This is a genomic window from Roseobacter sp. AzwK-3b (genome assembly GCF_000170875.1).
GTDB lineage: Bacteria > Pseudomonadota > Alphaproteobacteria > Rhodobacterales > Rhodobacteraceae > Roseovarius > Roseovarius litoreus.
In genome coordinates this window covers 263,176-276,627 of record NZ_ABCR01000001.1, presented here as the reverse complement: position 1 = coordinate 276,627, position 13,452 = coordinate 263,176, and the positions used below count along the sequence as shown (strand labels likewise).

At 62.5% G+C, this 13,452-nt stretch carries 12 protein-coding genes and 1 pseudogene; 6 read left to right on the top strand and 7 right to left on the bottom strand.

Annotated elements, in window-relative coordinates:
* The first annotated feature begins 35 nt into the window (after positions 1-35).
* Positions 36-791, top strand: a complete 756-nt coding sequence (locus tag RAZWK3B_RS01165) for a trypsin-like serine peptidase (protein WP_007811435.1) — start codon at positions 36-38, stop codon at positions 789-791.
* Positions 792-933: 142 nt separating this feature from the next.
* Positions 934-1,406, top strand: a pseudogene (locus tag RAZWK3B_RS01160) (Hsp20 family protein).
* A 69-nt stretch (positions 1,407-1,475) separates the two neighbouring features.
* Here RAZWK3B_RS01160 and RAZWK3B_RS01155 read toward each other — a convergent pair.
* Both RAZWK3B_RS01155 and RAZWK3B_RS01150 read right to left on the bottom strand, forming a co-directional pair.
* On the bottom strand, positions 1,476-2,711 hold the full coding sequence (locus RAZWK3B_RS01155) for an META domain-containing protein (RefSeq protein ID WP_007811432.1): 1,236 nt from the start codon (positions 2,709-2,711) through the stop codon (positions 1,476-1,478).
* A gap of 230 nt (positions 2,712-2,941) precedes the next feature.
* Positions 2,942-4,414, bottom strand: a complete 1,473-nt coding sequence (locus RAZWK3B_RS01150; protein ID WP_007811431.1) for an NAD-dependent succinate-semialdehyde dehydrogenase — start codon at positions 4,412-4,414, stop codon at positions 2,942-2,944.
* An 82-nt stretch (positions 4,415-4,496) separates the two neighbouring features.
* On the opposite strand from RAZWK3B_RS01150, the gene RAZWK3B_RS01145 reads away from it, so the two are divergent.
* Positions 4,497-5,288, top strand: a complete 792-nt coding sequence (locus tag RAZWK3B_RS01145) for a hormone-sensitive lipase (protein ID WP_007811430.1) — start codon at positions 4,497-4,499, stop codon at positions 5,286-5,288.
* Here RAZWK3B_RS01145 and RAZWK3B_RS01140 read toward each other — a convergent pair.
* The gene (locus tag RAZWK3B_RS01140; protein ID WP_007811429.1) at positions 5,278-6,273 is read right to left on the bottom strand and encodes a P1 family peptidase; all 996 of its coding nucleotides are present in this window, start codon (positions 6,271-6,273) and stop codon (positions 5,278-5,280) included. The two genes, RAZWK3B_RS01145 and RAZWK3B_RS01140, sit on opposite strands and share 11 nt — an antisense overlap.
* 156 nt (positions 6,274-6,429) lie before the next feature.
* On the opposite strand from RAZWK3B_RS01140, the gene RAZWK3B_RS01135 reads away from it, so the two are divergent.
* The 3 genes from RAZWK3B_RS01135 to RAZWK3B_RS01125 all read left to right on the top strand — a co-directional run bounded on the left by RAZWK3B_RS01135 (position 6,430) and on the right by RAZWK3B_RS01125 (position 8,643).
* Positions 6,430-7,638, top strand: coding sequence for an aminopeptidase P family protein (locus RAZWK3B_RS01135; RefSeq protein ID WP_007811427.1), 1,209 nt, complete (start codon positions 6,430-6,432; stop codon positions 7,636-7,638).
* A gap of 146 nt (positions 7,639-7,784) precedes the next feature.
* Complete coding sequence (locus tag RAZWK3B_RS01130) at positions 7,785-8,051, top strand: hypothetical protein (RefSeq protein WP_007811424.1); 267 nt, start codon at positions 7,785-7,787, stop codon at positions 8,049-8,051.
* Between the two features lie 10 nt (positions 8,052-8,061).
* Complete coding sequence (locus tag RAZWK3B_RS01125) at positions 8,062-8,643, top strand: DUF1523 family protein (protein WP_007811422.1); 582 nt, start codon at positions 8,062-8,064, stop codon at positions 8,641-8,643.
* Between the two features lie 64 nt (positions 8,644-8,707).
* On the opposite strand, the gene RAZWK3B_RS01120 is transcribed toward RAZWK3B_RS01125, so the two are convergent.
* The 4 genes from RAZWK3B_RS01120 to RAZWK3B_RS01110 are packed head-to-tail and all read right to left on the bottom strand — an operon-like array spanning position 8,708 to position 13,338.
* Positions 8,708-9,580 carry a dimethyl sulfoxide reductase anchor subunit family protein gene (locus RAZWK3B_RS01120; protein WP_007811420.1) on the bottom strand — a complete coding sequence of 291 codons (873 nt, stop codon included), beginning with the start codon at positions 9,578-9,580 and terminating at the stop codon, positions 8,708-8,710.
* A gap of 1 nt (position 9,581) precedes the next feature.
* Positions 9,582-10,361 carry a 4Fe-4S dicluster domain-containing protein gene (locus RAZWK3B_RS01115; RefSeq protein WP_007811418.1) on the bottom strand — a complete coding sequence of 260 codons (780 nt, stop codon included), beginning with the start codon at positions 10,359-10,361 and terminating at the stop codon, positions 9,582-9,584.
* On the bottom strand, positions 10,358-10,513 hold the full coding sequence (locus RAZWK3B_RS21380) for a hypothetical protein (RefSeq protein WP_007811416.1): 156 nt from the start codon (positions 10,511-10,513) through the stop codon (positions 10,358-10,360). Before RAZWK3B_RS21380 ends, RAZWK3B_RS01115 begins: the two co-directional genes overlap by 4 nt.
* Complete coding sequence (locus RAZWK3B_RS01110; RefSeq protein ID WP_007811414.1) at positions 10,510-13,338, bottom strand: molybdopterin oxidoreductase family protein; 2,829 nt, start codon at positions 13,336-13,338, stop codon at positions 10,510-10,512. The genes RAZWK3B_RS21380 and RAZWK3B_RS01110 overlap by 4 nt, the downstream gene beginning before the upstream one ends.
* Positions 13,339-13,452 lie beyond the last annotated feature (114 nt).

Here is a 13,452-nt window from a genome sequence, read left to right as displayed (position 1 = left end):
CAGTCCTGTGCTGTGGGCTTTGGGCCGCTCCGCTCATGGCCGACACCACGGGCCTCATGCGCCTGACCGACCGTGACGACCTCTTCGGCTGGGAGGCCGTGGGCCGTGTCGATCTGGGCCAGTCGAGTTATTGCACTGGCGTGCTCATCGCCCCCGACCTTGTGCTGACCGCCGCCCATTGCCTTTTTGACGCACAGCACCGGCCCCGCCCCGCCGACACCATCCGTTTTCGCGCAGGGCTTCGCGATGGCGCGGTGATCGCCGAACGTGGCGTCGCGCGCCATGCGGCGCCCAAGGCCTATGATCCCGCCGCGGGCATGACCGCCGACAATGTCCGCCTCGATGCCGCCCTCTTGCAACTGGCCACACCCATCGAAACCTCTCTGGCCGCGCCGTTCCTCCTGCATCAAGGCGGGCGCGACGGGCTGCGCGTCAGCGTCGTGTCTTATGGCCGCAACCGGGATGCGGCACCCTCGTGGCAGCGCGAATGCGGGCTGGACTGGCATCAGGACGGCATCATGGCCTTTGACTGCGACGTGACCTATGGCTCTTCGGGGGCGCCGGTCTTTGCCCGCGACGGGCATCGCGCGCGCATCCTGTCGGTTATCAGCGGCGGCGATCCGGGGGGTGACCGTCCTCTTGCCTATGGGATGGAGCTTGCGGCGCTGGTCGATGGGCTCAAGCGCGATCTGCGCGCGGCAACCCCCGCCCAACCCGTGAACACCGGCTTTCGCCGCGTGCAGGTGGGCGACACGCAGCGGGCCTCGGGCGCCAAGTTTTCACGTCCCTGAGACCGTGCCGCGCAGGTCTTGAAAGCCGCGCACCCTCTCCCCAGATTTATGGCGTCCCGGTGCCGCTGTGCGGGCCGGACATTTACCGCCTGTCCCTTCGGGAAGGCTTCACCACAGGTATCGCTCACAAGGAGGATGACCAATGCGTAACTTTGATCTTGCACCCCTTTACCGGGCCACGGTGGGCTTCGACCAGATCGCCGACATGATGGACCGCGTGTTGTCCAGTGACATGGCGCAACCCACCTATCCCCCCTACAATATCGAAAAAACGCCGATGACGCCTATCGCATCTCGATCGCCGTTGCCGGCTTCGCCGATAGCGACCTGAGCGTCGAGGTCCGTGACGGCGCGCTTCTCGTCTCCGCCCGCAAGGCCGAGGATGACAGTGCCCGCACCTTCCTGCATCGCGGCATCGCGACCCGCGCATTCGAACGCAGGTTCCAGCTGGCCGATCATGTCAAGGTGACCGGCGCAAGCCATGCCGACGGGATGCTGCATATCGACCTCGTCCGCGAGGTGCCCGAGGCGCTCAAACCCCGCCGGATCGAGATTGCCAGCACCCGCAGCGTCGGCCACGAAAAAGACGTGGTCGATGCCGAAACGGTCAACTGATCCCGAACCGTCTCGCCCCTCGCCGGAGCTGTCCGGCGGGGGCACACCCCTTGCCCTCTGATCCCCGCCTCAGAACCGCCGCGCCTTCAATAGCGGGGCATCCTCTGGCCCGCCAACCAGAAGCAAGGCACCCGTCTCATCCAGATCGAACCGCCGCACCTGCTCCAGCGCATCGAAAATCCGGCGCTCCTGCATCATCAGCGCATCGGGGCAGGCCATCATCGTTGCCCCCACAGGCCCGAAACTCAGCCCTTCGCCGGTCAGTTCATAGGTGCCGAAAAACCGGTTGCAGCCGCTGGTGCCCGCAAGCCGTCCAGCGCGGCTCAGGGTGATTTCGGCCTGTGCGTCGTCCACGACACCCATTCCGGCCACATCTTCGATCCGCCACTCTCCGGACAGAAGGCTTGCGGGATCACCGCCACAGCCGCGCAGCTTCCGATCATCCAGCGCCAGAACCGCAACATGCGGATAGGGCATGCCGGTGGCGTCGTCGCGGCAGATCCGGTCTTCCAGCGTCAGCCTCGCGTTGATACCCGGCATGTCGAAGACATAGGCGCCGGGCATCACTTCGACCTCGGGACGCGGGGCGCTTCGGGTCAACTCGCCGTAATCGGCGACGACTTCCACCTCTTCATCGCCAAGCGTCACGGTCCAGCCCGGCTCGTTGCCACGGGCGCGATACGTCTCGTCCGGCGCGCTCATGCGCTGGCAATCGGCAACCTTGGTGCCGTTGATGCTCAGCATCGCCTCGCCGCCCTTCTCCCAGAACTCGATCTCGTCCGTGCCCTCGCCCTCGCTGACGAAGCGGGCGCCGGATGCCGCCATGGCTTCTGTCATCACGATATCGCGCCCCCGCATCCGCAGTGCGATCCGGTCTCCGATGATCCCCAGCAAGACCGGCTGGCCGTCGCAATCGAATTCGGTGGCAAAGGCCAGCGGCGTGACCTGCGCAAGCCGCAGCTCGCCCAGATCGACAGGGTCTGACCCGGCCGATATCGGCACATCCTGCACGATCCAGCGCGGCTGCCCGCCCACCCGGATCACCGCGCTGACCTCTCCCGACAAATCGGGTGGAACCTCGAAGGCAAAGGGGATCGGGACCTGGCGGCCTTCGGTCGAAAACTGAACTTCCCCGAGAACCGTGTCGAACGCGCCGCGCGCCTCGACGGTGACTTGCGCATCCGGTGGCAGTGCGATCCTTGCAAGATAGCTCAGCTCGCCGGTGACGTCTCTGGTGCGATCCTGCGCGACAAGCGGTGTGGCCAAAAGGGCGCTGGTGATGAGTGCGGTGGCAAATGTCTTCATGCTGCAATCTCTATTCTGGTGGACTCTGTTCTGGTGGACAGGAACGCGGGAATAATAACCCGGATATCCCGCCTTCGACGAGCGCATCGTCCAAGCGGTCGCAAAAAACCGCGCGCCCTGTTAACGGGGCGCGCGGCTGTCCGTGATGCCGACGCGATACCGACGTTTTACCGACGTGATACCGAACCGGGTTTTCCCTTGTTAACCAGAGGCTTGCCCCTGATTCGGCGTCAGACGCTCATGCAGATGTATTTCATCTCCAGATAATCATCGATCCCGTGATGGCTGCCCTCGCGGCCAAGGCCCGATTGCTTGACCCCCCCGAACGGCGCCACCTCGGTCGAGATGATCCCGGTATTCACCCCGACGATCCCGTATTCCAGCGCCTCGGCCACCTTGTAGACCCGGCTGAGGTCCTTGGCGTAGAAATAGCTGGCCAGCCCGAAGATCGTGTCATTCGCCATGGCGATCACATCATCCTCGGTCTCGAACTTGAAAAGCGGCGCCAGCGGCCCGAAAGTCTCATCGGTGGCGAACTGCATGTCCTGCGTCGCACCCGTCACGATGGTCGGCGGCAGGAAGTATCCCGGCCCCTGCACAGGCTCGCCGCCTCCAAGGATCACCTGAGCGCCCTTGGCCGTGGCATCGGCCACATGTTCTTGAACCTTTTCAATGGCATCCGCGTTGATGAGCGGCCCAAGCATCACGCCATCCTCAAGCCCGTCACCCATCTTCAGCTTGGACACGGCCTCCTTCAGCTTGGCGGCGAAGGCGTCATAGACCCCGGCCTGAACATAGATCCGGTTGGCGCAGACGCAGGTCTGGCCGTTGTTGCGGAACTTGCACAGGATCGCGCCTTCGACAGCGGCATCCAGATCGGCGTCGTCGAACACGATGAAAGGCGCGTTCCCCCCGAGCTCCATCGAGCATTTCATGACCTGATCGGCGGCCTGCCGCAGCAGGATGCGCCCCACTTCCGTTGAACCGGTAAAGGTCAGTTTGCGCACGGCGGGGTTCTCGCAGAACTCCTTGCCGATCTCGCTGGACTTGGACGAGGTGACGATGCTGAACACGCCCTTCGGGATGCCCGCGCGCTCGGCCAGAACGCCCATGACCGTTGCGGACAAGGGTGTTTCCGTCGCCGGTCGCCCCACAAAGGCACAGCCCGCCGCCAGCGCCGGCGCGGCCTTACGCGTGATCATCGCGTTGGGAAAGTTCCATGGCGTAATCGACGCGGCAACCCCGATGGGCTGCTTGATGACCGTGATCCGCTTGTCGCGCTGATGGCCGGGGATCGTCTCGCCATAGATGCGCTTGGCTTCCTCGGCGAAGAACTCCACAAAGCTGGCGCCATAGGCGATCTCGCCCTTGGCCTCGGCCAGCGGCTTGCCCTGTTCGGCAGTCAGGATGATGCCCAGATCTTCCTGATTCTCCATCATCAGATCGAACCATTTACGCAGCACGGCAGCGCGTTCCTTGCCGGTCCAGCTTGCCCATTCCTTCTGGGCGGCCTCGGCATGGGCGATGGCCTTGGCCACCTGCGCCCGGCTCAGATCGGCGACATTTGCGATCACGTCACCGCGCGCGGGGTTGGTCACCTCGAACGTACCGTTGTCACCGTCCACCCAGTCACCGCCAACATAAGCCTGCTCGGCCAGCAGGCTGGGATCCTTGAGAAGCGATTTCAGATCGGTCTTTGTCATGGCTTGTCCCTTTTCGGATTGGTCTGGAAAAGGCAAATCATCTTGGGCTAGGCTTGTCCATACAAAGAGGCAGGATATTATGATGGAACTGGACGATGCCTATGCCAATGGGCCCTATATTCAAGGGGCCGAGGGCTATCCACCTCGCTGGACCGTGCAGGCCGCCGCCTTTCGCGAAGAGCTTGCCAATACCGGCCATGCCCGCCTTGATCGGTCCTATGGCGCGACACCGCGCCAGGCTTATGACCTGTTTTTGCCGAAGGGCCCGCCCGTCGGTTTATGCGTCTTCGTGCATGGCGGATATTGGCTGAAATTCGACAGGTCCTACTGGTCGCATCTCGCCGCCGGTCCGCTGGCGCATGGGTGGGCTGTGGCCATGCCCTCCTACGATCTTTGTCCCGCTGTGCAGATCGCCGATATCACCCGCCAGATCGCCCGCGCCACCGAGATGGCCGCAGACGAGATCCCGGGTCCGATCATACTGGCGGGGCATTCGGCGGGCGGGCATCTGGCAGCGCGCCTTTGCGTTCAGGGGGTCTTGGCCGATGCCACGGCCAAGCGACTCAAGCGCGCGGTCCCGATCTCGCCGGTGTCGGATCTGCGTCCGCTGCTCAGGACATCGATGAACGACCAGTTTCGTCTTGATTTGTCTTTGGCCGAGGCGGAAAGCCCCGTCTTGATGCGCCCCATGGACCATGTCGGCGTCACCGTCTGGGTCGGTGCAGACGAACGGCCGGTCTTTCTCGATCAGGCGCGCTGGCTGGCCGAGGCCTGGGGCTGCGGGCACCATGTGGCACAGGGTCGGCATCATTTCGATGTGATCGATGCACTGACCGATCCCGCAAGCCCGATGGTCGCCGCCCTTACCGGCTGAGCGAGGACCAGCAAGGCAGGGTATCGCCGATTGCGGGCGTCGCCGCATGGACGGCCCGGGCGATGGCGCGCGCCATGCAGATCGCCGCCGCATGGCCAAGCGCCAGCGTGTCGGCCGGCGGGTTTTCAACGCTCCGCGCGCCTGTTGCCGCAGCGAAGATCAGATCACCATCCATTGGCGTATGGGATGGCACCAATGCCCGCGCCAACCCGTCATGCGCCGCCGTGGCCAGCCGTGTGCACTGTGCCTTGCTCAGGATCGCATCGGTGGCGACGATCCCGATCGTGGTATTGGCATGTTGCGACAGCTTGGTGCGGGGAATGAGCGTGTCGGGGTAATGAGGGGCTGGCCCCAACCCGCCGAATTCGCCGCCCATTTCAAACGGTGCCGCCCAGAAATGCGGCCCATCGCCGACCGTTGCGGACCCAAGCGCATTCACCACCACCAGCGCGCCCACCATATGCCCCGACGGCAGCATGACCGACGCTGATCCCAGCCCCCCTTTGAGGGTCGCGGTCGTGGCGCCCACCCCTGCTCCGGCGGTGCCGATATCGAACATCGTGCCGACCTGCGCCAGCGCCTCCATCCCGAGCCGTTTGTAGGGGTTTTCGGGCCAATGCTTGTCACCACCATTCAGCAGGTCGAAAATGATCGCCGCGGGCACGATTGGCACGCGCTGATCCCCCACCGCAAAGCCCCGTCCGGCCGCCCGCAATGCATCCGCCACTCCCGACGCCGCATCCAGCCCAAAAGCAGACCCCCCAGACAGAACCAGCGCATCGACCTCGGTCACGGTCTTGTCGGGTGCCAGAAGGTCTGTTTCGCGGCTCCCGGGCGCACCGCCCATCACATGAACCCCGGCTGTAAAAGGCACTTCGCCCAAAAGGACGGTCGCGCCGGTCTTGATGTGGTCGTCGCTTGCATTGCCCACCAGAAGGCCCGGCAGATCGGTAATCAGGTTGGTCGGTCCCGGTGTGATGCTCATGGTCGCTATTTTCCCTTCGGCGTGTCGCAAACCATCTTGCCAGAATGCGCAGGATCGGCAAGGAAGGTGCACGGTCGGGGCGATGGCGTCGCCCCATAAGGCCGCATGCTCCAACAGTCCTGAACGCCGGGACCTTTCTTTCGAAGGAGGGTCGATATGACTGCACGTCCTGAAATGTATCGTTTCCACAACGGCGAAAAGGCGAAGCTGCCATTTGCTGAAATCGAGTATGAGGCGCGTCTCAAGGGTCTGCGCCAGATCATGGAAGATGCCGGCGCTCAGGCGGTCGTGCTGACATCCATGCACAACATCGCCTATTACAGCGGCTTTCTCTATTGCGCCTTTGGCCGGCCTTACGGGCTTGTCGTGACCGACGGCGACTGCGTCACGATCAGCGCGGGCATCGACGCAGGCCAGCCCTGGCGCCGCTGTCATGGCGACAACATCACCTATACCGATTGGCAGCGTGACAATTTCTGGCGTGCGATCCTGTCGGTGACGGGTGAAAACAAGGTGGTTGGCTATGAGGGCGATCACCTGACCCTGCAGCAGCGCGACAAGCTCGAGGATTTTCTCAAGCCGCTGACCATGGTCGATGTCGCCCCCGCCACGATGCGCCAGCGTCTGTGGAAATCCCCCGCCGAGATCGCGCTGATCCGCGAGGGTGCGCGGGTGGCGGATGTGGGCGGCTATGCGATCCGCGATGCGGTCAAGGTCGGCGCGCGCGAGATCGACGTGGCCATGGCCGGGCGCGATGCGATGGAGTTGGAAATCGCCAAAAGCTTTCCGAATGCCGAATACCGCGACACTTGGGTCTGGTTCCAGTCGGGCCTCAACACCGACGGCGCGCACAACCCTGTCACGGCCCGCAAGCTCGAGCGCGGCGATATCCTTAGCTTGAACACCTTTCCGATGATCTCGGGCTATTACACCGCCCTGGAACGCACCATGTTCGTGGGTGAGGTCGACGATGCCAGCCTGCGCATCTGGGAGGCCAATGTGGCGGCCCATGAATACGGCATGTCCCTGCTCAAGCCCGGCACCAGCTGCGCTGAGGTGACCCATGCGGTCAACGCCTTCTTCGAGGAACGCGATCTGCTGCAATACCGCACCTTCGGCTATGGCCATTCCTTCGGGGTGCTGTCGCATTACTACGGGCGCGAAGCAGAGCTGGAACTGCGCGAGGATATCGACACGATCCTGCAACCGGGCATGGTCATCAGCATGGAGCCGATGTTGACGATTGCCCAAGGTCAGCCCGGCGCGGGAGGCTACCGCGAGCATGACATCCTCGTGATCACCGAAGACGGCAACGAGAACATCACCGGCTATCCTTACGGCCCCGAGTTCAACGTGGTCGGCTAAGCCGGTTCATGATCCCTGACATGCAAGGGCGGTCCCATGGGCCGCCCTTTTGCCTTGGTCTGCGGCGATCACGTCATTGCACCGCGCTGGCACAGCCCGTATTCAGGGCGTGACAGGTGACCACACGTGGTACGGGGGTAAGCGGCATGGCGGCATTTGCACGGCTGGTATTTTTTGGCTTCCTTTTCCTGACGGCGATTTACGTGGCCATATCGATCTGGTCGCGATCCGTGCGTCGCGAAAAACTCGAGCGCGAATGGGACGAGCAGGGTAGGCCGGGCGACAAGGATGCCTATATCAAAGCCGGGATGACCGATTACGAGAATTCGCTCCGACGCAAGCTGATCTTGCTGGTCTATGTGATCCCGACCGTGGCGGTGGCGGTGATCATCTATGTGACGAACTTCATGTAAGGGGGCCGGAATGGTCTATGCGAAATGGGGATTCTGGGGGCTTTTCTGGCTCGTTGTCGTGGCGTTCTTCCACTACACACTGCCACAGCATGATGTCGTGCGGATCACCGATACCTACGAAAAGCGCGTCGATCCCGGCTCCAATGCCCTGTTCTGGTCCAATGCCGACACCGGATCTGACCCCACCACGCCAAGCCGTGATGTGTTCTTCATTCAGACGTTCCAGACCAATGACAAGCCGATGATCTATCGCAACGAGGATACCGGCTGGGGCTGGCCGCCCTATTTCAAGTTCGACACGTCCAATCTGCAGGCCGAAGCCTCGGATCTGCTGTCAAAGAAAAGCGACACCAATGCCCAATGGGTCGTGATCACGCATTACGGTTGGCGCAACGAGTTTTTCTCGATCTTTCCGAACGCGGTCGGGATCAAACCGGCGGATGGCCCTGATCAGACAACGATCCCTTGGTTCAACATCGTGTTCCTGACGGTGTTTGCGGCGTTTGCCTGGGGTATCCGGGTGCGTTGGAAACGCTTCCGTGCCAACAGGATCGACCCGGTGATCGAAGACTGGACCGAAGGCCGGGGCTGAACGCTCCCGGCCCCCTATGCCCATGCGCCCACGAGGCGCGCGAGCATGGGCGCGATGAGTGGCCTCAGCGCTTGCCGTAATACAGCCCGACGACATGCTCGGCCTCGGCAAAGAACAGCCAGCGTGATGCCGCAATGCCCGCCAGATGCGCAGCAACTGCAATCAGGGCAAGCACATGCCCGAAGGGCAGCAGCAAAAGAACGACCGGTGCCGCGTATCCCAGCACCAAGGCGATGCCGCGCAGTTTCAGTGCATGTTTGCGACCCACAACATGCACGAATTCCTTGAGCAGATAGTTGTTGCCGGTATGCGGTGCCTCGAACGCGCGCACGCGACCGATACCGCCAAGACCCGTCGCACTGGCCATATCGGTGCCGCTGGTTTTCAGTGCCGTGTCGCCGCGTACCCACCAGATCACCTGAACCACCGCCGCAATCGGCAGAAGGATCAGCGCGGCTGTCACCTGACCGGCCAGCAAAGCGCCCCCCGATATCGAAATCGCCAACAGAAGCGCCGGTGTCAGAGAACTTTTCCAACGTGGCACGGTCTTGAGCTGACCGTAAATCATCGCTGTCGAATAGACCGTGACCAGCGACAAGGCCGCTCCGATCCAGCCCAGAACGGTCCAGCGGGCATCGAAAAATACCAGTCCAAGTGCATAGAGTCCCATGAACACGAGCGCCGCGACCGAGGCCCATGCCTCGCGGCTCAACCAGCTTGTGCGCCACTGGCTGAATGCCTTGATGGCGCGTTCCGGATGACCAAGGTGAAAGGTCGAGGCCAAAAGCCCGCCCACCGCAAGCGCATAGGCGATGGCGAAAAAGGCAAAGGCCACCCACCCGGTCACGGCGGGCATGCCAAGGCCCAGCCAGAACAGCAGCCCGAATCCAAGACCCGACAAGGTGGTGAAGATGATGACGGAAGGAGCAGGATGCATGTCAGAGTTTCTCCAGGGCCTTGTCCAGCCAGCCGATAAAGCCCTTGGGCTCTTCGGCGACGGGCTTGAGGAACGGGGCCAGCACATCGATCTGGCCATCGGGCTTTGGGGCGGTGGCAGCGGGACGGTCCATTTGGTCCTTGGGCCGCGGAGGCAGATACTTGTTGACCGGCTTCGTGCCTTGCTCGGGCATCAGGTCCATGCCGCCACGCTCGGCCACGAGTTTCGAAACGTCGCTGTCCGGATCGCCCAGATCCCCGAAATGACGCGCCCCTGACGGACAGGTCCGCACGCAGGCGGGCACGCGATCCACTTCGGGCAGGTTTTCGTTATAGATGCGGTCCACGCAGAGCGTACATTTCTTCATGACGCCTTCAGCCGCATCCATCTCGCGCGCGCCATAAGGACAGGCCCAGGCACATAGGCCGCAACCGATGCAGTCGGTCTCGTTGACCAGCACGATCCCGTCCTCGACCCGCTTGTAGCTGGCGCCGGTGGGGCACACGGTCACGCACGGGGCATCCTCGCAATGCAGGCAGGATTTCGGAAAATGGATCAACTGCGCCGCACCCTGATTGGGCTGCACCTCGTAGGAGTGGATGCGGTTCAGGAACGTGCCCGAGGGGTCTGCGCCATAGGGGTCTTGGTCCGACAGCGGCGCGCCGTAATTCTCGGTGTTCCAGCCTTTGCAGGACACGACGCAGGCGTGACAGCCCACGCAGGTGTCCAGGTCGATCACCAGCCCCATCTTGCGCTGCGTGGTTTCGGGAAGCGACGTCATGTCAAGCGCTCCTCTGTTGCCGGGGCCGGGATGACCATTGTCACCGGCGCCTCTTTTTCCTTGTCCCATGTGGCGATGAACCAGATGAACGACCCAAGCGTCAGCGCCACGAATGCCATGATCGCCAGCAGTGTCAGGGTTTTGCCACTCATTGACCCACCTTCCATTCCAGATGGTCGGGGCCTTGACCCACCGGGGATTTGATTGCGTCAAATCCGGGCTGGCTTTCGGCCGGTGCTTCGGCCTTTTCGATCTTCACGCGCAGATCGAACCACGCGGCCTGCCCGGTCACCGGATCGGAATTCGCCCAACGCAGCCCGTCACCCTTGGGCGGAAGCAATTCGTGGATCAGGTGGTTCAGCAAGAACCCCTTGGTCGCCTCCGGTGCATCCTTGTCCAGCGCCCATGCGCCCTTGCGCTTTCCGATCGCGTTCCATGTCCAGACGGTGTTTTCGTTCAGAGCGGCCATATGCGCCACCGGCACCGTGATCTCGCCATGGGCCGATGTCACGCGCGCCCAGTCCCCATCGGAAAAGCCGTTCGCCTCCCACAATCTGGTGGGAAGATAGAGGGGGTTATGGCCGTGGATCTGGCGCAGCCACGCGTTCTGACTGCCCCAGCTGTGATACATGGCCATCGGTCTTTGGGTCAGCGCGTGAACCGGGAACTCATTCGTATCGACGCTGCCATCCTCAAACGGGGCATACCAGATCGGCAGCGGATCGAGGGTTTCTCGGATGCGCGCGCGCAGGTGATCCGGTGGCTGGCGGTCGCCATGTCCTTCGGCGGCCAGTTGGAAACGGCGCAGCGGCTCGGCGTAAAGATCGAAGATGTAATGCTGCGGGCTGTCATACAGCCCCAGCTCCACGGCCCAGTCTTGATAGCCGGTGTTCCACGGTTTGTAATAGGCCGCGGCATCGGGGATATGCTTGATGAAGAACCCGCCATTGTCGATGTAGTTCTGAAGCTGATCCTTGTTCGGTGCGCCGCGTCCATCGCTCTTGCCGTCCTCGCCACCGCGCCAGCCGGCAAGCGGGCCGATGCCGGGCTTGCGTTCATGATTGGTGATGTAATCGGCGTAATCGGCGTATTTCTGGCTGCCATCGGAATTCACGAAGCCCGGCAGGTTCAGTTTCGCGCCCAGTTCGCACAGCACCGACTGGAAGCCGCGCACGTCGCGATCCGGCTGCACCACAGGCCAGCGGATCGCATCTGCCGCCGCATCCGCCTCGCAGATCGGGCGATCCAGCAGGCTGATGCAATCATGCCGTTCCAGATAGGTCGTATCGGGCAGGATCAGGTCGGCATAGGCCACCATCTCCGAGCTGTAGGCATCCGAATAGATGATGCGCGGGATCACATACTCGCCGTTGTCATCCTTGTCGGTCAGCATCTCGATCACGCCGCGCGTATTCATCGACGAGTTCCACGACATGTTCGCCATGTACATGAACAGCGTATCGATCTTGTAGGGATCGCCCGCATGCGCGTTCGAGATCACCATATGCATCAGCCCATGCGCCGACATGGGATTTTCCCATGTATAGGCCTTGTCGATCCGGGCCGGGCTGCCATCGTCCTTCAGCGCCAGATCGTCCGGTCCCTGCACATAGCCCAGATGCGGGCCATCCAGCGGCTTGCCCGGTGTCACCTTGCAATGGGGCTTGGGATGGGCGCTGACCGGCTTGGGATAGGGCGGCTTGAACCGGAAGCCCCCCGGCACCTCGACCGTGCCCAGAAGGATCTGCAGCATATGCAGCGCGCGGCAGGTCTGGAACCCGTTGGAATGCGCCGAGATCCCGCGCATCGCGTGGAAGCTGACCGGGCGGCCCTTCATGACCTTGTGGGTCTCGCCGCGGAAATCGGTCCATTCGTGATCCAGCACGATTTCCTCTTCGAAAGCCACGCGCGCAAGTTCGGTGGCAATGGTGCGGATCTTGTCGGCGGTGACGCCACAGCGGTCGGCCACGGCCTCGGGCGCGTATTGCGGATCAAGATAGCGTTCGGCGATCAGATGCATGACCGGCTTGTGCGTGACACCGCCATGCCGATGGGTCGCCGACAGATCGGGCTGCACACCCTTTTGATCGAACGGCGTCAGCTTGCCTGTCTTGCGATCGATCACCAAAGTCTTGCCGTCCTCGTCGCGCATCAAAAGCCCATGCTCGGCCGAGTCCGGGTCCATGTTCACCAGAACGGGCGCATTCGTGTAGCGCGCCAGGTAATCCAGATCGATCTTTCCTGACCGCAACAGCTCGTGCACCAGCGCCAGGATGAACAGCCCGTCGGTGCCCGGTGTGATGCCGACCCATTCGTCAGCCACCGCGTTATAGCCCGAGCGGATCGGGTTGACCCCGATCACCTTCGCGCCGCGTGCCTTGATCCGTCCGATCCCCATCTTGATGGGATTGCTGTCATGGTCCTCGGCCACGCCGAAGATCATGAAAAGCTTGGTATGGTCCCAGTCGGGCTGACCGAATTCCCAGAATGCGCCGCCCATCGTATAGATGCCCGCCGCCGCCATGTTCACCGAGCAGAACCCGCCATGGGCCGCATAATTCGGCGTGCCGAAATTCTGCGCCCAGAAACTGGTGAAGCTTTGGGACTGGTCGCGGCCCGTGAAGAACGCCAGCTTTTCGGGGTTCTCGGCCCGGAGCGGTGCGAGCCAGCCTGTCGCGATCTCAAGCGCCTCGTCCCACGAGATTTCCTTGAATTCGCCCGATCCGCGCGGTCCGACCCGTTTCATCGGCGCGCGCAGTCGTGACGGTGCGTTGTGCTGCATGATGCCGGCACTGCCCTTGGCGCACAGAACGCCTCGATTGACGGGATGATCCCGATTGCCCTCGATATAGGCGACCTTGCCATCCTTCATATGGACATTGATGCCACACCGGCAGGCACACATGTAACAGGTGGTCTTGCGAACCTCATCCGACACTTTCGGCGAGGTATCGAGTTTTGGCTGATGATGCGTCATCCGGCTTCCCCTGCTGTTCAACGCCTGCTTATGGCAGTTTGAACCGCCCGGCGATATTGTTTTCGACTTTTTCGCGTTATCCGCATGTCTGTTCCGCGAAATCCGATGATGTCA